Here is a 20,234-nt window from a genome sequence, read left to right on the forward strand (position 1 = left end):
TTGTGCAATGTGCATTTTAAATTTGCATCGCAGAAGTTAAGAATTGGGATGTTTTTGCCTTTTTAAATATTTCAAGACTTCTGTAACTACTGTTTTTGGAGAAACTAGTAAGTTGATGAAAATTTGACTAATTCATTTGATCGTGGGTACATTGTATAAATTTGCAAGAATACAATAAAGTCTAATTTTTATAGGGTTTTTAGATTGGGTTGGATAAACCCGGTTTAAAAACCCTTTTTTATTTAAGAATCAATAATTATGACTTTTTAGCCATTCTTCACAGTCTTTTGTCCAGTTTTTACTGGTTTTTTCTACTCCTAAACCAAAACCGTGACCACCTGTTTCATATAAATGCAACTCACAATTCACTGCATTTTTTTTCAATGCTAAATAATAATTAATGCTGTTTTCCGGAATTACAGCAGTATCATCTGTTGCATGAACCAGGAAAGTTGGAGGTGTTTGAGCAGTTACTTTTTGTTCGTTAGAAAAGGAATCGATCAATTGTTGCGAAGGATTGTTTCCGAGTAAATTAGTCTGCGATCCTTTATGCGTTACTTCGTTCTGCATGGAAATAACAGGATAAATTAAAAGAGAGAAATCTGGTCGAGCACTTACGGTTGAAGTAGTTGCGTATATTTTGTCATTATAATGTGTTGCTAAAGTGGAGGCCAAATGTCCACCGGCAGAAAATCCAATGGTTCCTATTTTGTTTGGATCAATATTCCATTTTGCTGCATTTTCTCTCACATATCGCATAGCTTCTTGCGCATCCTGAAGTGGTCCTATGTTTTTGTTTTTCATTATCTGATCACTTGGTAATCTGTATTTTAGGACAAAAGCAGGAATTCCGAGAGTATTTAGCCACTTTGCAACTTTTGTGCCTTCTTTCTCAATTGCCAGATGTGAATAACCGCCGCCAGGGAAAATTATAACTGCTGTTTGGTTTGGCTTCTGTGTGTCAGGAAGAAAAACGCTTAAAGTTGGAATAGTGACCAAACTTGTGCTTTGAACCGCTCCATTTTCTATGATTTCTTTCTCTTTATAATCGGTCGAATGTATTTCGTCCGGTATTTTATTCCACAATGGTATAATTTGATTTTGGGCGGTTAGTGAGTTGATCATTCCGAAGGCGAGAATTAGAAGTATTTTATTTGAATTTTTCAATTGTAAAATGATTTAGTTACAAATTTAATTTAAAAACAGTATTAGAATGTAATTTGAAAAGACCAATTACATTGATTTTTCAAAGCTATTTTGATACCAAATATTGATGAATATATCGTTTATTAGTTTTAACAAATATATTGTTTAATATGTAATTTTGATTGCAAATTTTTATATGATGTGTTTATTTGGATGAATAAAATAATTTTATATATAATTTTTTTGGTTTATTAAGATTAAAAACTATATTTGTGCAATCGATTACATTTTGTTGTTTTTAAAGTTTTAAAATTTGGCAGTAAAATTTTTAGAATTAAGAAGAGTCAGAATAGTTAAATAAAAAAAAGAATATCCTAAACCATGAATCAATCAGAAGCCGTTAGCGTAAATCAAGCCTTAAAAACGCAAGGAAAGTATCGTTGGAGTATATGCGCATTACTTTTTTTTGCTACCACAATTAATTATCTCGATCGTCAGGTTCTTTCTTTGACCTGGAGTGATTTTATTGCGCCGGAATTCCACTGGACAAATAATGATTATGGAAATATCACCGCTTTATTTTCTATTTTTTATGCAGTTTCATTACTGTTTGCAGGAAGATTTGTCGATTGGTTAGATACTAAGAAAGGATTTCTGTGGGCAATTGGAATTTGGTCTTTTGGTGCTTGCTTACATGCTTTTTGCGGAATTGCAACTTCCGGAATTATTACAGGGCAATGGTTTGTAGGATTTCTTGGTTCAAGAGAAATTATAGGTACAATAAGCAATACAGCTTTGGTAATTAATGTAAGTGTTGCGTTGTTTATTTTTGCCCGTTTTGTTTTGGCGGTTGGAGAAGCCGGAAACTTTCCTGCAGCAATTAAAACAACTGCAGAATATTTTCCTAAAAAAGACAGGGCTTTTGCAACCAGTATTTTTAATGCGGGAGCAACTGTTGGCGCTTTAGCAGCACCAATTACAATACCTTTTATCGCAAAATCATTTGGCTGGGAAATGTCATTTATTATCATTGGAGCTTTGGGGTTTATATGGATGGGGTTTTGGATGTTCATGTATGATAAACCCGAAAAACATTCGAAAGTAACAGGTGAGGAATTAGCATATATTCAGCAAGATGATATAGCGGACAGGAAATTAGTTGGTTTTGTTCCGGAAACGACTTCGAAAGTTTCATTAATGGATTGCTTTAAATACAAACAAACGTGGGCTTTTGCATTTGGTAAATTTATGACAGATGGTGTTTGGTGGTTTTTCTTATTCTGGACTCCGGCATACCTTAGTTCTGTCTATGGAATGGATTCTACAGAAGCTGCATTACCATTATTTGTACTTTATATGATTACATTATTGTCAATTATCGGCGGCTGGCTTCCAACTTATTTTGTAGAAAAGAAAGGAATGAATCCGTATGAAGGAAGAATGAGAGCGATGTTGATTTTTGCTTTTTTTCCGCTGTTGGCCATGATTGCACAGCCATTAGGGTATATTAGTTATTGGGTTCCGGTAATTATTATCGGAATTGCAGGAGCGGCACACCAATCCTGGTCGGCAAATATTTTTACTACAGTTGGAGATATGTTTCCTAAAAAAGCAATTGCAACCATTACGGGAATTGGTGGTTTGGCTGGTGGAGTAGGATCAACTTTGATTAATAAAGGTTCCGGACTTTTATTTGATTACAGTAAAGAGACAAATATGGTTTTTATGGGATTTAAAGGAATTGAGGCGGGATATTTCATCATATTTTCGATTTGTGCAGTCTGTTATTTGACTGGCTGGATTGTAATGAAAACGCTTGTTCCAAAATACTGCCCAATTACAGATTTGTAAGAAGATTGAATAAGTTACTGAATATCCTCATAATCTGGAGTGTATAGCTATTCATAAAAGGTAATGTCTATATAAATCTTTATCTTTAAAATGAAATATTTTATTTTTGATTATGCTTTTTAAATATAAAAATATAATTTTGTGCAATCGATTACATTAAATTAAAAATTATGACAAAATATAGTTCAAGATACGCATCAAGTCCCGAAGCTGTAAAAAAATATGATACACAACAATTGAGAGAAGAATTCTTAATTGATGATTTAATGCAGGAAGATGAAGTAGTATTGGTTTATTCGCACTACGACAGATACATTGCCGGATCTGCAGTTCCTGTAAAAGGTGATTTGGCTTTGGAAACAATTGATCCGCTAAAAGCGCCTTATTTTTTAGAAAGAAGAGAATTAGGTATTATCAATGTTGGAGGAAGTGGTTCTGTTGTGGTTGAAGGAACTATTTATGAGTTAGGTTTTAAAGATGCATTGTACATCGGTAGCGGTAATAAAGAGGTGATTTTCAAAAGTACCGATGCTAATAATCCGGCTAAATTTTACATTAATTCGGCGCCAGCCCATACCAGTTACCCAACGGTAAAAGTAAGCTTGGCAGAAGCAAACAAATTAAACTTAGGTTCAGTAGAAACTGCAAATCACCGTACCGTAAATCAGATGATTATTGGAAGCGTGGTAACAACTTGCCAATTGCAAATGGGAATGACAGAATTAAACCCAGGAAGTGTTTGGAATACAATGCCAGCGCACGTACACGATCGCAGAATGGAAGTGTATTTCTATTTGGATATTCCGGAAAATCAGGCAGTTTGTCATTTTATGGGACAGCCACAAGAAACAAGACATATCTGGATGAACAATCATCAGGCAGTTATTTCTCCACCTTGGTCAATTCACTCTGGCGCAGGAACTAGTAATTATACTTTTATCTGGGGAATGGCAGGTGAGAATTTAGATTATGGAGATATGGATGTTTGTAAAATCACTGATTTAAGATAAGAATTATGACAGACTTATTTGATATAACTGGAAAAGTTGCTTTAATAACAGGAAGTACGCATGGACTTGGATTGGCGATGGCTAAAGGATTAGGACAGGCGGGAGCGACAATTGTGGTGAACGGAAATTCTTCTCAAGAAAAAATCGACAACGCTGTTAATGAATTAAAAAGCGAAGGAATAAATGTTGTTGGGTATAAATTTAATGTAACCGAAGAAAAAGAAGTTGCAGAAGCAGTTCAAAAAATTGAAAAGGAAGTTGGTCCAATCGCTATATTAATCAACAACGCAGGAATCATTAAAAGAATTCCGCTTCTAGAAATGGAAGTTGCTGATTTTAGAGAAGTAATCGATATTGATTTAGTAAGTCCGTTTATTGTTTCGAAACATGTTGCAAAAGGCATGATCGCCAGAAGACAAGGAAAAATCATCAATATTTGCTCCATGATGAGTGAATTAGGAAGAAATACGGTTTCTGCTTACGCTGCTGCAAAAGGAGGTTTGAAAATGCTGACTAAAAATATGGCAACGGAATGGGCAAAATACAATGTTCAAATCAACGGAATTGGACCTGGATATTTTGCTACTGAACAAACAAAACCTATCAGAGTTGATGGACATCCGTTTAATGATTTTATTATCAGCAGAACTCCGGCCGCAAAATGGGGTGATCCAAGTGATTTAGCTGGAGCGGCGATATTTTTGTCTTCAAAAGCCAGTGATTTTGTAAACGGTCACATTTTATATGTTGATGGTGGTATTTTGGCAACAATCGGGAAACCATCGAACGAAGAATAATTCTCAATTTTTATTTAAAAAGGCATGAGCGCGAATACATTCATAAACGATAATTTTTTATTAGAAAATAAATTTGCTGAAGAATTATATCATAATTATTCTAAAAACCAGCCAATAATTGATTACCATAATCACTTAATTCCACAGTTAATTGCTGAGGATAAAATCTTTGATAATATAACTCAAGTTTGGATAAATGGTGATCATTACAAATGGCGCGCCATGCGTACATTAGGAATCAACGAGCAGTTTGTAACCGGAAAAGCTTCTGATAAAGATAAGTTCTTAAACTGGGGGAAAACGGTTCCGTACACCATGCGTAATCCTTTGTATCACTGGACGCATTTAGAATTGGCTCGCTATTTTGATATTTATGATCTTTTGAATGAAAAATCGGCTGAGAAAATTTATATCGAAACTTCTGAAAAAATAAATTCTCCAGCCTACAGCACGCAAAATCTTCTTAAAAAAGTAAATGCTGAATTGGTTTGTACAACTGAAGATCCAATTGACAGTTTAGAGTTTCATAAAAAGCTGACTCAGAATCCAATTGGAACAAAAATGAGTACAGCTTTTAGACCTGATAAAGCGATTTTAATTTCGAATGAAGGATATAATGCATATGTTGACACTTTAGGTGAAGTGTCTGGTATTGCAATTGAAACTTATACTGATTTACGCACAGCACTGAGAAAAAGAATTGAATTCTTTAATGCAAATGGTTGCAAATTAAGTGATCACGGACTTGATCAAATTTATTTTGAAAATTTCACTGAAAATGAAATCAGTACTATTTTCAAAAAGAAAAGAGAAAACAGAATATTAACTTCAGAAGAAGTACTGAAATTCCAAAGTGCTATTTTATTGTTTTTGTCTGAAATGTATCATGAATTTGGATGGGTGCAGCAGTTTCACTTAGGTGCTTTAAGAAACAATAATACGCGTATGCATAGGATTTTAGGTCCAGATACTGGTTGGGATTCTATTGGGGATTATCCGCAGGCGCAAAAATTATCAAGCTTTTTAAATGCTTTAGACAGTAAAGATAAATTGACAAAAACGATTATCTACAATCTAAACCCTGCTGATAATGAAGTAATGGCAACTATGATTGGGAACTTCAATGACGGAAGTGTTCGTGGAAAAGTACAATTTGGTTCAGGATGGTGGTTTTTAGATCAGAAAGACGGAATGACTAAACAGTTAAATGCGCTTTCAAACATGGGATTGATTAGCTGTTTTGTTGGAATGCTAACAGATTCCAGAAGTTTTTTATCATTCCCAAGACACGAATATTTCAGACGTATTTTATGTAATCTTCTTGGAGATGAAATCAAACGAGGAGAACTTCCTAATGATATGGAATGGATTGGAAAATTAGTTTCTGATATTTCATATAACAACGCTAAAGAATATTTCAAATTTTAATTTTTTTAACCATTAAGGCATTAAGAAAATTAAGTTTTTGGTTTAATAAATAGTTACTTAAATAATAAAGATGATTAAGCGAGTGCGCTTAATAAACTTAACCTTTAATCGCTAAGAGAACATAAAGTAAAGCTTAATTTTCTTAATGCCTTAATGGTAAAATTTAAAAAAGATAGTATGAGTAGAGTAGTTGCATTTGGAGAAATTATGTTGCGTTTATCGACGGAAAGACATTTACGTTTTTCGCAATCGACAGCATTTAGTGCTACTTATGGAGGCGGAGAATTTAATGTATCTGTTTCTTTAGCAAATTATGGTATTAATGCAGAGTTTGTTACAAGATTACCGGAAAATGAGATTGGTTTTTCTGCATTACAAGAAATCCGAAAAATGAACGTGGACTCTAAAAATATCATTTTTGGAGGAGAACGTTTAGGGATTTATTTTCTTGAAACAGGTGCAGGAATGCGTGGAAGCAATGTAGTTTATGACCGTGCACAAAGTTCGATGGCAACTATTCAAAAAGGAAATATTGATTGGGATATAGTCCTAGAAGGTGCGGAATGGTTTCATTGGAGCGGAATAACGTCAGCGATTTCTGAAAGTGCTGCCGAAGCTTGTTTAGAAGCGATTAAAGTTGCTCACAAAAAAGGAATAACAATTTCCTGCGATTTAAATTACAGATCAAAATTGTGGCAATATGGCAAAACACCAAGCGAGGTAATGCCAGAGATGTTGAAATACAGCAATGTTATTTTAGGAGATATTGATACAGCGTATTTTATGTTGGGAATTCCAAAAGTAAATCCTAATTATCAGGACGAAAAAACACTTCCGGCCCAATATGATAAATTGTTTGAATTGATTCCAAACCTTAAAGTGGTTGCAACGACACTGCGTTATTCTGTTAGTGCTTCTCATCAAAGAATTGGAGGAATTTTATATGATGGAAAAGTAATTTACAGTGCTGATGTTAAGGAAGTAACGCCTGTAGTTGACCGTGTAGGAAGCGGAGATGCTTTTATGGGCGGATTAATTTATGGCTTGTTGCAATATCAAAATAACAATCAAAGAACTTTGGATTTTGCCGTTGCAGCTTGTTGCTTAAAACATACAATTGCAGGCGATTATAACTTGGCAACATTAAAAGAAGTTGAAAATAGGATTGATGGCGATGGTTCGGCATTAGTATCAAGATAAAAATAAGAATGGCAAAATATTCAAGAATTGAAGTGGTTCAGATGATGAAAGAAAACGGTATGGTTCCGTTGTTTTTTCATTCTGATATAGAATTAAGCAAAAAGGTCTTAAAGGCTTGTTATGATGGAGGTTCGCGTTTAATGGAGTTTACAAGCAGAGGTGATTTTGCGCATGAAGTTTTTGGTGAACTAAACAAATATGCTTTGGCTGAATTGCCTGGAATGATGTTAGGAGTTGGTTCAATAACTGATGCAGCTTCGGCTTCACTTTATATGAGTTTAGGTGCAAATTTTATTGTAACTCCGGTTTTTAGAGAAGATATTGCAATTGCTTGTAATCGTCGTAAAGTATTGTGGTCACCAGGTTGCGGAACGCTTACTGAAATTGCAAGAGCAGAAGAATTGGGTTGTGAAATTGTAAAATTATTTCCAGCTGATATTTACGGTCCAGAATTCATCAAAGCGATAAAAGGACCATGTCCGTGGACGAATATTATGCCTACAGGCGGTGTTTACCCAACGGTTGAAAGCCTTAGTTCCTGGTTAAATGCCGGAGCAACTTGTGTTGGTTTAGGATCACAATTAATTTCAAAAGATATACTAGATAAACAAGATTTTGATGGTTTACAAACTAAGGTAAGCCAGGTTTTGGAGATCATTAAAAATATAAAAAATAAATAGGGAATAACCATACCAATTCCTTATTTGGCATGCGGTTTTTTTAGAGTTTTTAGATGTTGTAATTGAACATTACGCTTGCAAAATAAATCTTGTCACTCCTCACAGCAGGTTTTGTTTTACGCTTTTAAGTGTAATGTTTCTTTTGCAATATAAAGCCGGGAAAAATTGAATAAGGTATTTAAATGGGGTTATTTATAACACTTTAAAGAATTTCTAATGGAAAAAATAAACAGATCAAATACGGAGTTTTCGCAAAGGCTTCCGATAAAAATAGTGCAGTTCGGAGAAGGAAATTTTTTGAGAGCTTTTGTAGAATATGCATTTCAGGAATTAAATAAAAAAGCGGATTTCAACGCTGGAATTGCTGTTGTGCAACCTATTGACAGAGGATTGGTGAACATGATCAATGATCAGGATGGTTTGTATACTTTATTTATGAAAGGCGTTAAAAAAGGTGCGGAAATTCAGGAAAAAGAGTTGATTACCAATATCGTAAAAGCGGTAGATCCGTACGCTTCTTTTCAGGAATTTTTGGCTTTAGCCAAAGAAGAAGAATTAGAATTTATTATTTCTAATACAACAGAAGCCGGAATTGAATACATCGAGTCCGATAAACCTTCAATGCAACCTCCAGTTTCGTTTCCCGCAAAATTAACTGTGCTTTTGCATGAGAGATTTAAGTATTTTAATGGCGATAAATCAAAAGCTTTGACAATTATTCCTTGTGAATTAATTAATTATAACTCAGATGCTTTAAAGGAAATTGTTTTGAAATATTGTGATGATTGGAATTTGGAAGCAGCATTTAAATCATGGTTAACAGAGGATTGCTCTTTTCATAATACTTTGGTAGACAGAATTGTTCCGGGTTATCCAAAAGACCAAATCGAAGAATACAATAGTCAGCTTCCTTACAAAGACGACTTGATTGTAAGTGCTGAAAGTTTCTTTTTATGGGTAATTGAAGGTGATGATAAATTAAAAGCGAAACTTCCGTTTGAAAAGACTGATTTAGATGTGAAAATTGTTGCTGATATGCAACCGTACCGTACGCGTAAAGTTAGAATTCTGAATGGTGCACACACCGCAATGGTTCCATTTTCATTGCTTTATGGAAACGAAACGGTAAAAGAAACAGTTGATAATACATTTACGGGAGAATTTGTAAATAAAGCAGTTTTTGACGAAATCAATGAAACTTTAAATATGGATAAAGCAGAACTGGCTAGTTTTTCTGAAGAAATATTAGACCGTTTCAGAAACCCGTTTATCAAGCATTTATTGTCTTCAATTGCATTGAACTCAATTTCTAAATTCAAAGTTCGTGTGTTACCGAGTTTGACTGGTTATGTTGATGTTCATCATAAATTGCCGGCTCATTTAACTTTTGCTTTCGCAGCTTTAATTCGCTTTTATAAAGGTACTTGGAAAGGTGAAAGTTTGCCAGTTAATGACAGTGAAGAGATTGTTTCTTTTTTTAAAGAGCTTTGGACATCAGATGATTATACTGAAATAGCGAGATTGACTTTGCAGAATAAAAGTTTCTGGGATGAAGATTTGACTGAAATTCCTTCTCTTACAGAATCAATTGCAAAAGCTTTAGAAGAAATTGATGCAAATGGCGTGGAGCAAGGCTTCATCAATTTTCAAAAACAATTAAATTAAGAATTACATACAATAGTTATGGCAACGCAAAAAAAACTAATAAAAGTCAATCCAGCAGATAACGTAATTGTCGCTTTAACCGATTTGATACAAAACGAACAAATTATGTTTGAAGGAACCACTGTCTCACCAACAACTGATGTTAAAGCAAAACATAAAATCGCAGAGAAAGATTTTTCAATTGGTAATGATATTATAATGTATGGTGTTTTGGTTGGAAAAGCTGCTAAACCTATAAAAAAAGGAGAAGTAATTACCACCGAAAATGTAAAACATCAAAGTGAAAAAGTTTTTGGTAAAACCGGAAATTTAGGTTGGACTCCACCAAATGTAGATCGTTGGAAAGACAAAACTTTCAACGGATACTACCGTACTGATGGACAAGTTGGAACCAAAAACGTTTGGTTGTTTTTTCCATTGGTTTTTTGCGAAAACAAAAATATCGAAAAACTGAAAGATATTTTTGAAAACGAATTAATGCCCAAAAAAGAAGTTTCGTATAAAAATTTGTTGCGTTCTTTAATTGAAGAAAAAAGTGTAGAAGAAGTTTCGGATAAAAATTTAAATAAAAATCTTTTAGATAATGTCGAAGTAAAATTTATCAATCATCAAGGTGGTTGTGGAGGGATTCGACAAGATTCAGAATTGTTGGCAAAACTGCTTGCAGGATATGTGAACAACCCAAATGTTGCAGGTGCAACTGTTTTAAGTTTAGGCTGCCAAAATTTGCAAGTTGATATTTTTAAAAAGGCATTGAAAGAAATGAGTCCGAATAGTGATAAAGAAATTTTGATCTATGAGCAACAACAAATTGGAACTACTGATCAAATGTTTCAAATGGTGATTAAAGATTCTTATGAAGCCATTAAAAGAGCCAACAAAATTGAACGCAAACCTGCTCCTCTTTCAAAGCTGAGTATTGGTTTAGAATGTGGAGGGTCTGACGGATTTTCAGGAATTTCCGCTAATCCGGCATTAGGAGTTGTTTCGGATATTTTTGCAGCTTTGGGAGGGAAAACAATTTTGGCAGAGTTTCCAGAATTATGTGGCGTTGAGCAAGAATTGATGAATAGATGTGTGGACGAAGAAAAAGCAGATAAGTTTTTAACTTTAATGAAAGCTTTTGAAAAATCAGTTGTAGATGCAGGTTCAGGGTTTGATATGAATCCATCTCCGGGAAACATCAAAGACGGATTAATTACAGATGCAATGAAATCTGCTGGCGCAGCTAAAAAAGGTGGAACTTCACCTGTTGTAGATGTTTTAGATTACGGAGAATATATTTCAAAACCAGGATTAAATCTTTTAAATACGCCAGGAAATGACGCAGAATGTACCACAGGATTGGTTGGATCGGGCGCAACAGTTGTTTTATTTACCACAGGTTTAGGAAATCCGATGGGAAATCCGATTGCACCCGTTGTAAAAATTTCTTCGAACACGGCATTAATTAATAGAATGTCTGATATTATCGATGTAAATGCCGGAACGGTGATTACTGGTGAAAAAACCATTACCGAGGTTGGAGCAGAAATAGTAGATTACATTATAGAATTGGCGAGCGGAAACGTGGAAACAAAAGCAGACCAGTTGAAACAAGATGTATTTATTCCTTGGAAAAGAGGAGTTTCTTTATAGTTTTTTAGGCTCAAAGTTACAGAGATAAAAAGTGACAAAGTTTTATATGTAGAGACGCACAACTGTGCGTCTTTTTTTTACCATATAAGTTATATAAGTTCATTTTAGATATACTTTACAATAAAAAAGGCAGCTCTTTATGAGTTGCCTTTTTTGCTGATTTTTTTAAACAAACTTTAATTTGCTTACATAACTTATATGGTGAAAAAAAAGTTTAAATGTTTGTTCTCGAAGATGATTTTCGGACGTGCAATTCTGGAGCAAGAACTACCTTTTTTTCGATTTTAATGGTGTCAGTTTTGTCTACTTGTTCTAAGAAAACCTTTGCAGACATTTTGCCCATTTCAAGAGAAGACTGATCTACGGAAGTAATAGATAACTCCATGAATTTTGTGAAAGGTTCATTACTGAAACCAGCTACGCAAAAATCTTTTGGGATATTAATATTTCTCTCTTTTAGTTCCTGAATGGCGCCCAGAGCGGCAAAATCACTTGAAGAAAAAATCGCATCCGGCGGAGTTTCCAGTTCCAGTAATTTACTAACAGCTTCTTTACCGGCATCTACGTTACTTTTGGTATTGATAACATATTCTTCTTTGAAAGTTATTCCGTGATCGAGTAAAGCTTGTTTGTATCCTAAGAACCTGTTTTTGAAAATATCAAAAGACTGGTCACCAGAAAAATGTGCAATTGCTTTGCATCCTTCATTAATTAAATGTTGGGTAGCAATATAACCACCTTTGAAGTCATTAATCGTAACAGAGCTTACACCATCGATATGTTTGCTTCGGTCAAAAAATATTAACGGTACATTTTTTTCAAGTACATATTGAAAAGCAGCATCATTTTCGGTAGTAACATCAGTAACCGACATTATGATTCCGTCAACCTGAGCGTCTATTAATGTGTATAGATTTTCATTTTCTCGTTTAGCACTTTCGTGTGTTTGGCAAATGATAACCTGATAACCGTGTGGTTGTAATTCTTCTTCAATACCTCTAATAACAGAAGCGAAAAAATTACTGTCAATGCGCGGTACAATAACACCAATATTGTTGCTTCGTCCGCTTTTTAATGCCAGCGCTAATTTATTTTGCTTATAATTCATCGATGCAGCAGTCTTAATAACCAGGTCGCGGGTACTCTCTTTTATTTTCGGATTGTTATTTAACGCTCTGGAAACAGTGGCAGCAGTGATATTCAGTTTTTTAGCAATATCATAAATGGTTATTTTTTCGCTCATTCGAAAAGGTTTTCAGATTAATTATAGACAAAAATACATTTTTTTTACTGAATTCAATATTTTTTGTTATCGATTACCATAATTAGTAACTACAGCGTTTTCGGTTCTACAATATTAAAAAATTATGCGTTTTTTTACATTAACTATAAAAATAATTGTGAATAAAAATTAAATGCATAATTATTTTCTTAATTAATTTGGTTAGTAAAAACAAATTTTATACTTTCGTGTAATCGATTACAAAGTGTTTGACATTTTATCTATTTGAATTTAAAAAATGCCTTTAAATGATTACACGTAAGTACTTAACGCTAAAAGCAATTTCATTTTTAATTCTATTTTGCTTCATGTTTTTATCATGTGCAAAACAAGTTTCTGCTACTTCGGAGGCTAATCCTTGGCAGAAAATGGATTTAATAATAAAAAGTATTCCTGAAACTCATTTTAAAGATGCTGTATATAATGTAAAAGATTTTGGAGCTGTTGCTGATGGAAAAACATCGAATACAGCAGCTTTCGTAAAAGCAATCAAGAAATGTGCTGAAGAAGGAGGTGGAAAAGTTTTAGTACCAAATGGAAAATATCTGACAGGTCCAATTCATTTAGAGAGTAATGTTAATTTGCATTTAGAAGATCAGGCCGAAATTCTTTTCAGCACTGATTCTAAAGAATATTTTTTAGTTCATACTTCTTTTGAAGGAACAGAATTAATGAATCACTCTCCGTTGATTTATGTAAAAGGAAAAACTAATGTTGCTATAACTGGAAAAGGAATTTTAAATGGTCAGGCCAATAATTCAAATTGGTGGCCATGGTGCGGGCATAAAGGGTATGGTTGGGAAAAAGGTCAGCCTTCGCAACATGATAAACTTAATCGTGATAATCTAGTCGAAATGGCTGAAAAAGATGTTCCGGTTGAGGAGAGAGTTTTTGGAGAAGGACATTATTTGCGCCCAAATTTTATTGAATTTTTTGAATGTAATACTGTTTTAGTAAAAGATATAAAAATTATAAATGCGCCGTTTTGGATTTTGCATCCAATAAAATCTACCAATGTCATCATTGACGGTGTAACTGTAAAAAGCCACGGTCCTAATAATGATGGTTGTGATCCTGAATATTCTCAAAATGTAATAATTCGAAACTGCACTTTCGATACGGGCGATGATTGTATCGCTATTAAATCGGGTAGAGATGCCGATGGACGCCGCGTTGGTATTCCGAGTAAGAATATTATTGTCCAAAATTGTAAAATGGTTGACGGTCATGGCGGAGTGGTGATGGGAAGTGAAATTAGTGCGGGAGTAAATAATGTTTTTGTTGAAAATTGCGTAATGGACAGTCCTGAACTTGATCGTGCGATCAGAATTAAAACAAACTCAAAAAGAGGCGGAACTACAGAAGATATATTCGTTCGAAATCTTCAGGTTGGAACCGTTAAGGAATGTGTTTTAAGAGTGACAATGTTTTATGATTTGTACGGCAGTCAAACTGGCAATTTTATGCCTTCAATCCGAAATATTCATCTTGAAAATATTAAGGTGAAAAATGGTGGAAAATTTGGAATTCTGGCCGATGGGTACAAAGAATCTCCAATCGAGAACATAACATTTAAAGATGTGGAAATAACAAAAGTAGATTCGGTCTACTCTCTTAAAAACGTAAAAAATGTCAATTTTATAAATACTTATATCAATGGAAAGAAAATAGAATCGATTAAAAACTAAAACTAATTAATTATCAATTAACCAAACCAATACCAAATTATGAACATTAAAAAAATATCAAAGAAAAAGATAAAATACAATCTTGTGTTTTTGTTTTTCCTGAATTTCCTTTGGGTAAATACTATTAGTGCCCAGTCTACTGTTATTGAAGGGAAAATTACTGATGCTGCAGGACTGTCATTGCCTGGAGTAAATATTCAGGAAAAAGGAACGAAAAATGGTACTTCTACAGATTTTGAAGGGAGTTTTAAAATGAATGTTACCAATGCTAAAGCCACTTTAGTTATTACCTATTTAGGATTTCAGACTCAGGAAGTAAGCATTGCAGGGAAATCTAAAGTAAACGTTAGTCTTTCAGAGCAATCAAATGCGCTTACAGAAGTTGTGGTGGTTGGATATGGATCTGTAAAGAAAACAGATTTGACCGGTGCGGTAAGTACAATTAATGCTGCTACGATAACGGAAAGAAATACAATAAGCCCTTTAGAAGCGATTCAGGGTAGTACTCCCGGAGTTCAAATCACCTCAAGTACAGGACGTTCAGGTGATGGTTATAATGTAGTAATCAGAGGTAACAACTCATTAATTGCAGGATCAACACCGTTGTATATTGTGGATGGAGTTCCTACTGACGGAATCGACTTTTTAAATCCGCAGGATATTGCAAGAATGGACGTTTTGAAAGACGCTTCTTCGGCAGCAATTTATGGTTCTAGAGGTGCAAGTGGTGTAATCATCGTTACAACAAAAAGTGGATTAAGCGCTAAATCAGGAATTAGCGTAACTTTTGATACTTCTTACGGAACAAAAACCGCTGCTAGATTACCAAAAATGATGAGCGGTGAAGAATGGTGGAAATTTCATCAGGTAGCTTACATGAACGCTACTCCATTAACGCAAACACCAGCGCAATTGGCGGCGTTGGCAGGAAATCAAAGTCCGTTATTGGTTTCGAGAGCAAATAACGGTTATGATTTTGACTGGTATGATGCAGTACTTAAAACAGGAATGACGCAAAACAATTACTTAAATGTTTCAGGCCGTTCAGATTCGGGCTTGAGTTATAATTTAGGTTTTGGTATTCAAAGCGATAAAGGTCTTATTGAAAACGACTCAACAGATAAGTATTCTTTTAAATTAGGGTTGAATCATAAAATAAATGATAAATTTTCAACAGGAGCAAACATTACAATTGCTAGAATTGAATCAGAATTAGGTAGTGATTTAGCTATGCAGGACGCTTTTAGATTAAGCCCTTTAATGTCTCCTTGGGCTGTAGATGCTGATGGAAATGAAAAAGTAGGTGAGTTGTTTTTCTTACCTGGTAAACTAACTTATCCTGACGGTTCATGGGCAATTAATAAAACGAGTACGGTTAATCCTTTAGTAGAAATTGCTAATTCTTCACAAACTGAAAATACTTGGCAAACTGTTGGAAATGTTTATTTTCAATACCAACCTATAAAATGGCTTTCCTTCAAAACCACTTTTGCAGCCGGAATTTCAGATATTGAAAATGGTAAAGCATATGGTGCACAATCTAATGCAGGTGTTACCTTGAATAACAAGAATTCATCTTCTATAGAAAACCTGAATAATTTTAATTACACTTGGGACAATCAAATTGATTTGAAACATACTTTTAATGAGGTGCACGATTTTAGCGCATTGTTATTACAAAGTTTGTATTCAAACGTAGATAAAAGTTCTTATTTGTATTCAAACACACAACCTTTTGATACAGATATCAACAATATCGGATCAGGAGTTCAGTCCAGTTATGTGGTGAAATCTGCTTATGCAAAAAATACTTTAAGTTCATATGCAGTACGTTTAAACTATACATTTAAAGATAAATATTTAGTAACGGCGTCTACAAGATGGGATGGTTCATCTGTTTTAGCAGAAGGAGCAAAATGGGAAAGTTTTCCATCATTAGCTTTAGGATGGAAAATCAGCAAAGAATCATTTTTAGCAAATAACAATACCGTTTCAGATTTAAAATTAAGAGCAAGTATCGGTTATACCGGAAATGACAATGTACAGCCTTATACTTCTCAGGCACTTTTAAATCAGCAGACTTTTTATGCAAATGGTCCGGTTGTGGTTCCGGGATGGCAGTCTCAAAATTTAGCCAACCAAAGAATTAGCTGGGAAAAAACAAGAGAGTTTAACTTAGGTCTTGATTTTGGTTTCTTAAAAAACAGAATTACAGGTAGTGTTGATGTATATGACAGATTATCTGATGATTTGATTTATAAACAAGAATTACCACCAGAAACAGGTTGGAAAAATACTTTCTCAAACGTAGGATCGGTTAGTAACAAAGGTATAGAAGCTTTATTGACAACTAAAAACATTAAGACACAGTTCGTTACTTGGGAAACTACTTTTACTTTCACTAAAAACGTAAATAAATTAGAATCTATTTACAATCAGGATAAAGTAAGTGATATTGGTAACAAATTAATTCTTGGTTCTCCGCTAAGCCCTAGTAACTTTAATTTTTACAATTATGTGTATGACGGTGTTTGGTTAGAAAGTGAAGCAGCATTGGCAGCAACTTACGATCAGAAACCAGGTCAGGCAAGACCAAAAGATTTGAATGGAGACGGGAAATTTAATCAGGATGACAGAACTGTAATTGGTAATCCAAATCCGGAATGGCAGGGAAGTTTATATTCAAGATTAAATGTTGGACAGTTTGATTTCAACTTTTCAGTACTTACAAGTCAGGGACAAACAGTTTTAAGTTCTTTTCATCAAAACTTCACTGATGTGAGTGATAGAGGGCGTCAGAAATTGGCAATGGATTATTTCATTCCAACAAACGGAACAGGTATTGAAGCAAATGCAAATAGTACAAACCCAAGACCAGGACCTGTAGCTACAGGTGCAGGAGCGTATTGGACATCTGGTTTTGCTTATTACAGAGATGTTTCTTTCACTAAAATCAAAAATATATCTTTAGGATATACATTAACGCCAGAGCTGCTTAAAAAATTAAAAATCAGCAATTTTAGAATTTATGTAAACGTTCTAGACCCATTTGTATTTACAAAATTTGATGGATATGATCCAGAATGGGCAGGTGCGGCTTTTGGAGTAAACCGTCCGGCATCTGTTACTACACAATTGGGATTAAGTGTTAAATTTTAATAAAGAAACAATGAAAAAAATAATATTGATTTTAGGAATAATCATTACAACATTTAGTTCATGTAGTGATTTTATTGAAGAAGAAAGTTTATCAAATGTTCCGGCTGATGCAACATACAAAACGACATCCGGATTTCAGCTTTTGGTAAATACAAATTACGCATGGCTTAAAGGAATTTATGGAGGAGATCCATGGTTGTTTGAAGCAGGAACAGATATGTATGCAGAAGGAAGAACTCCGGAACCGGCAGGTTTGAGTCAATATACATTGTTAATACCTTCCTCAACGGGAGTAGAACAATTATATAATTCTTGCTATCAGGCTATTCAGGCAGTAAACAAAACTGTTTATTACTCAACAATAACAGAGCAAAATGCAAATGTACCGGTGTTGGTAGGTGAAGCTAAATTTATAAGAGCTCAGGCTTACTTCTTATTGGTTCAGACGTATGGAGGGGTTCCTATTGTATTAGATAATATCACGTCTCCGGTTTTATGGTTTGAAAGAAATACTGCAGAGGAAGTTTATACGCAGATTATTTCTGATTTGGAGGCTTCTCTTGCAAGTGTTGGGACTTCGGCTTATGGCACATCAGGAAGAGTGAATAAAAGAGCTGTAAATGATTTATTGGCTAAAGTATATTTAACTAGAGGTTACGAAACTTTTGGAACAGCGACCGATTTTACAAAAGCGGCTTCTTATGCAGATGCAGCAATTGGCGGACAAGCTTTAAATTTAGCTTACGATCAATTGTTTAAACCAGGAAACGATTTAAATGCTGAAACTATTTTTTCTGTTCAGTATGATAAAAATTCGACAAGTACAGACCCACAAAAATTAGGAAATAATCAGTTCTATTATTTTAGTTCTTATTTGGGGGGAAGTGAAACTAAAGGTGGAGCACCTTTAAGAAGTTATAACTTACTTCCAACGGGATATGCTTTGGGATTATATGAAAAAGGTGATAAAAGATGGTCGGCTACATTTATGAATGAAGTTTATGAAAACTACTATGACTTTTTTAGAGTTGCCGATAAAACAAACTTGAAAGTAAAGCATTTTTACGAGCCAAAATGGTTTACAGCGGCTGATAAGGAAAATTATCTTGCTACTGCAAAATTAGCAACCGGATTTGTATATCATCCTTGGGGAGAATATGAAGCTGCGTATACTTTGATAAAAAACATCGATTATCAAACTATTCCGGTTAAGAAATTTGATGATCCGGAATTAACGACTCCTTCTAGTACAGGCCCTGTAAGTACTCGTGATATTATTGTTGCAAGACTTGGAGAAACTTATTTAGTAGCTGCTGAAGCGTATTTGAAAGCAGGTAATCCAGCAACAGGATTAGACCGTTTAAATGAAGTAAGAAGAAGAGCAGGTGTGGCAAATGCTACTGCGGCAGAATTTAATATTGAATACATTTTAGATGAAAGAGCAAGAGAATTAGTTGGTGAATACAAACGTTGGTTTGATTTGAAACGTACAGGAACTTTAGTTGCTAGAGCTTCTGCTCATAATTACAGAATTAAAGCAGCTAATTTCGTTGGAGTTGGAGGTGCTCTTAAAATTTTAAGACCAATACCACAAAGCGCTTTAGATTTAAATCAAAATAAAGATTTTCCTCAAAATCCTGGTTATTAGTAATTTTTATAGTTTTTGAGCAATTGTTTTTTGAACTAGTTAAAAAGGAGTTTGATGCCTGTCAAACTCCTTTCTTAACTAAAAACGCAAAGCGAGTTATGAAGAAGATAATGTTGTTTTTGTTTCTGTTTTCAAATGCGATAAATGCTCAAAGCAATTTTAAGGTTGATACATCTTACACCATAAAAAGTACTTATAATAAACTTTTAAAAAAATATCCTTTTATTACAATTGTAAAAGAGAAAAAATATCAGAATATTGATCAACTCAATGACATTGAATACGATCTAAAGAAAGAGAGAGCATTACATTTAGATGCTTATGTTTATAAAAAGAATAAAACAAACTCTGCAGTTATATTGATTCATGGTGGCGGATGGAAATCCGGAAACAAAAATCAAATGCGGATTTTGGCACAGGAAATTGCCTCAAAAGGGTATTCATGTTTTACAATCGAATATCGATTAGCGTTAGAAGCAAAATATCCCGAAGGAATTTACGATGTAAAGAATTCGATTAAATTTATAAAAGACAATGCTGGAAAATTTCATGTAGATCCAAATAAAATTGCCATTTTAGGATGCTCCTCTGGAGGTCAGATGGCAGCTTTAATTGGTACAACAAATGAAAATCCGGCTTTTGAAGATGCTGTTTTTAAAAGCAAATCATCTTCAAAAGTAAATACAATTATTGATGTCGATGGAATTCTGGCTTTTAAACATGTAGAGTCGGCAGAAGGTGAAGCGGCTTCATTTTGGCTAAAAGGGAGTTATGAAGAAAATCCGGAGAATTGGAATAATGCTTCGGCATTAAATCATACAGATAAAAATACACCGCCGATACTTTTTATAAACAGCAGTTTTGAAAGGTTTCATGCAGGAAGAGATGATATGATCTCGATTTTGAATGAAAACAATATTTATAATGAAGTAAAAATAATCAAGGATTCACCTCATTCATTTTGGTTTTTTCAACCATGGTTTGATGAAATGACAGTTTATATAGTACAATTTCTAGATAAAATTTTTAAATAATAAGCATA

The 20,234-nt window shown here is 34.1% G+C and carries 14 protein-coding genes; 12 read left to right on the forward strand and 2 right to left on the reverse strand.

Annotated elements, in window-relative coordinates; translation table 11 throughout:
- Positions 1 to 249: 249 nt before the first annotated feature.
- Positions 250 to 1,125, reverse strand: a complete 876-nt coding sequence (locus BD847_RS15070) for an alpha/beta hydrolase (protein ID WP_115889369.1) — start codon at positions 1,123 to 1,125, stop codon at positions 250 to 252.
- A 402-nt stretch (positions 1,126 to 1,527) separates the two neighbouring features.
- On the opposite strand from BD847_RS15070, the gene BD847_RS15075 reads away from it, so the two are divergent.
- From BD847_RS15075 to BD847_RS15110, 8 genes are all read left to right on the forward strand, one after another.
- Entirely contained in the window at positions 1,528 to 2,997 is a 1,470-nt protein-coding gene (locus BD847_RS15075; protein WP_115889098.1) for an MFS transporter, read from the forward strand.
- A 170-nt stretch (positions 2,998 to 3,167) separates the two neighbouring features.
- On the forward strand, positions 3,168 to 4,007 hold the full coding sequence (kduI, locus tag BD847_RS15080) for a 5-dehydro-4-deoxy-D-glucuronate isomerase (protein WP_115889099.1): 840 nt from the start codon (positions 3,168 to 3,170) through the stop codon (positions 4,005 to 4,007).
- A gap of 5 nt (positions 4,008 to 4,012) precedes the next feature.
- Positions 4,013 to 4,804 (forward strand): gluconate 5-dehydrogenase, encoded by a 792-nt coding sequence (locus BD847_RS15085; protein ID WP_115889100.1) that lies wholly within the window; start codon positions 4,013 to 4,015, stop codon positions 4,802 to 4,804.
- A gap of 24 nt (positions 4,805 to 4,828) precedes the next feature.
- Positions 4,829 to 6,232 (forward strand): glucuronate isomerase, encoded by a 1,404-nt coding sequence (gene uxaC / locus BD847_RS15090; RefSeq protein WP_115889101.1) that lies wholly within the window; start codon positions 4,829 to 4,831, stop codon positions 6,230 to 6,232.
- A gap of 177 nt (positions 6,233 to 6,409) precedes the next feature.
- A complete protein-coding gene (locus tag BD847_RS15095; RefSeq protein WP_115889370.1) occupies positions 6,410 to 7,432 on the forward strand; it encodes a sugar kinase in 1,023 nt (340 codons plus the stop codon).
- A gap of 8 nt (positions 7,433 to 7,440) precedes the next feature.
- Positions 7,441 to 8,112, forward strand: coding sequence for a bifunctional 4-hydroxy-2-oxoglutarate aldolase/2-dehydro-3-deoxy-phosphogluconate aldolase (locus BD847_RS15100; protein WP_115889102.1), 672 nt, complete (start codon positions 7,441 to 7,443; stop codon positions 8,110 to 8,112).
- A 216-nt stretch (positions 8,113 to 8,328) separates the two neighbouring features.
- Positions 8,329 to 9,777 carry a tagaturonate reductase gene (locus BD847_RS15105; RefSeq protein ID WP_115889103.1) on the forward strand — a complete coding sequence of 483 codons (1,449 nt, stop codon included), beginning with the start codon at positions 8,329 to 8,331 and terminating at the stop codon, positions 9,775 to 9,777.
- 18 nt (positions 9,778 to 9,795) lie between these two features.
- On the forward strand, positions 9,796 to 11,415 hold the full coding sequence (locus BD847_RS15110) for a UxaA family hydrolase (protein ID WP_115889104.1): 1,620 nt from the start codon (positions 9,796 to 9,798) through the stop codon (positions 11,413 to 11,415).
- Between the two features lie 214 nt (positions 11,416 to 11,629).
- On the opposite strand, the gene BD847_RS15115 is transcribed toward BD847_RS15110, so the two are convergent.
- Complete coding sequence (locus BD847_RS15115; RefSeq protein ID WP_115889105.1) at positions 11,630 to 12,658, reverse strand: LacI family DNA-binding transcriptional regulator; 1,029 nt, start codon at positions 12,656 to 12,658, stop codon at positions 11,630 to 11,632.
- Positions 12,659 to 12,945: 287 nt separating this feature from the next.
- Here BD847_RS15115 and BD847_RS15120 point away from each other — a divergent pair, with 287 nt between their 5' ends.
- The 4 genes from BD847_RS15120 to BD847_RS15135 all read left to right on the forward strand — a co-directional run bounded on the left by BD847_RS15120 (position 12,946) and on the right by BD847_RS15135 (position 20,226).
- Entirely contained in the window at positions 12,946 to 14,385 is a 1,440-nt protein-coding gene (locus BD847_RS15120) for a glycoside hydrolase family 28 protein (protein WP_115889106.1), read from the forward strand.
- A gap of 39 nt (positions 14,386 to 14,424) precedes the next feature.
- On the forward strand, positions 14,425 to 17,544 hold the full coding sequence (locus tag BD847_RS15125) for a SusC/RagA family TonB-linked outer membrane protein (protein ID WP_115889107.1): 3,120 nt from the start codon (positions 14,425 to 14,427) through the stop codon (positions 17,542 to 17,544).
- A 10-nt stretch (positions 17,545 to 17,554) separates the two neighbouring features.
- Positions 17,555 to 19,192, forward strand: coding sequence for a RagB/SusD family nutrient uptake outer membrane protein (locus BD847_RS15130; protein ID WP_115889371.1), 1,638 nt, complete (start codon positions 17,555 to 17,557; stop codon positions 19,190 to 19,192).
- 98 nt (positions 19,193 to 19,290) lie between these two features.
- Positions 19,291 to 20,226, forward strand: coding sequence for an alpha/beta hydrolase (locus BD847_RS15135; protein ID WP_115889372.1), 936 nt, complete (start codon positions 19,291 to 19,293; stop codon positions 20,224 to 20,226).
- The last annotated feature ends 8 nt before the right edge of the window (positions 20,227 to 20,234 follow it).

Origin of the sequence: Flavobacterium cutihirudinis (assembly GCF_003385895.1) — a bacterium.
Taxonomy (GTDB): Bacteria; Bacteroidota; Bacteroidia; order Flavobacteriales; family Flavobacteriaceae; genus Flavobacterium; species Flavobacterium cutihirudinis.

Coding starts and splice junctions, on each gene's coding strand:
- uxaC (WP_115889101.1), top strand. CDS start 4,829: ATGAGCGCGAATACATTCATAAACGATAATTTTTTATTAGAAAATAAA.
- BD847_RS15085 (WP_115889100.1), top strand. CDS start 4,013: ATGACAGACTTATTTGATATAACTGGAAAAGTTGCTTTAATAACAGGA.
- BD847_RS15115 (WP_115889105.1), bottom strand. CDS start 12,658: ATGAGCGAAAAAATAACCATTTATGATATTGCTAAAAAACTGAATATC.
- BD847_RS15070 (WP_115889369.1), bottom strand. CDS start 1,125: ATGATCAACTCACTAACCGCCCAAAATCAAATTATACCATTGTGGAAT.
- kduI (WP_115889099.1), top strand. CDS start 3,168: ATGACAAAATATAGTTCAAGATACGCATCAAGTCCCGAAGCTGTAAAA.
- BD847_RS15135 (WP_115889372.1), top strand. CDS start 19,291: ATGAAGAAGATAATGTTGTTTTTGTTTCTGTTTTCAAATGCGATAAAT.
- BD847_RS15125 (WP_115889107.1), top strand. CDS start 14,425: ATGAACATTAAAAAAATATCAAAGAAAAAGATAAAATACAATCTTGTG.
- BD847_RS15100 (WP_115889102.1), top strand. CDS start 7,441: ATGGCAAAATATTCAAGAATTGAAGTGGTTCAGATGATGAAAGAAAAC.
- BD847_RS15105 (WP_115889103.1), top strand. CDS start 8,329: ATGGAAAAAATAAACAGATCAAATACGGAGTTTTCGCAAAGGCTTCCG.
- BD847_RS15075 (WP_115889098.1), top strand. CDS start 1,528: ATGAATCAATCAGAAGCCGTTAGCGTAAATCAAGCCTTAAAAACGCAA.
- BD847_RS15110 (WP_115889104.1), top strand. CDS start 9,796: ATGGCAACGCAAAAAAAACTAATAAAAGTCAATCCAGCAGATAACGTA.
- BD847_RS15130 (WP_115889371.1), top strand. CDS start 17,555: ATGAAAAAAATAATATTGATTTTAGGAATAATCATTACAACATTTAGT.
- BD847_RS15095 (WP_115889370.1), top strand. CDS start 6,410: ATGAGTAGAGTAGTTGCATTTGGAGAAATTATGTTGCGTTTATCGACG.
- BD847_RS15120 (WP_115889106.1), top strand. CDS start 12,946: ATGATTACACGTAAGTACTTAACGCTAAAAGCAATTTCATTTTTAATT.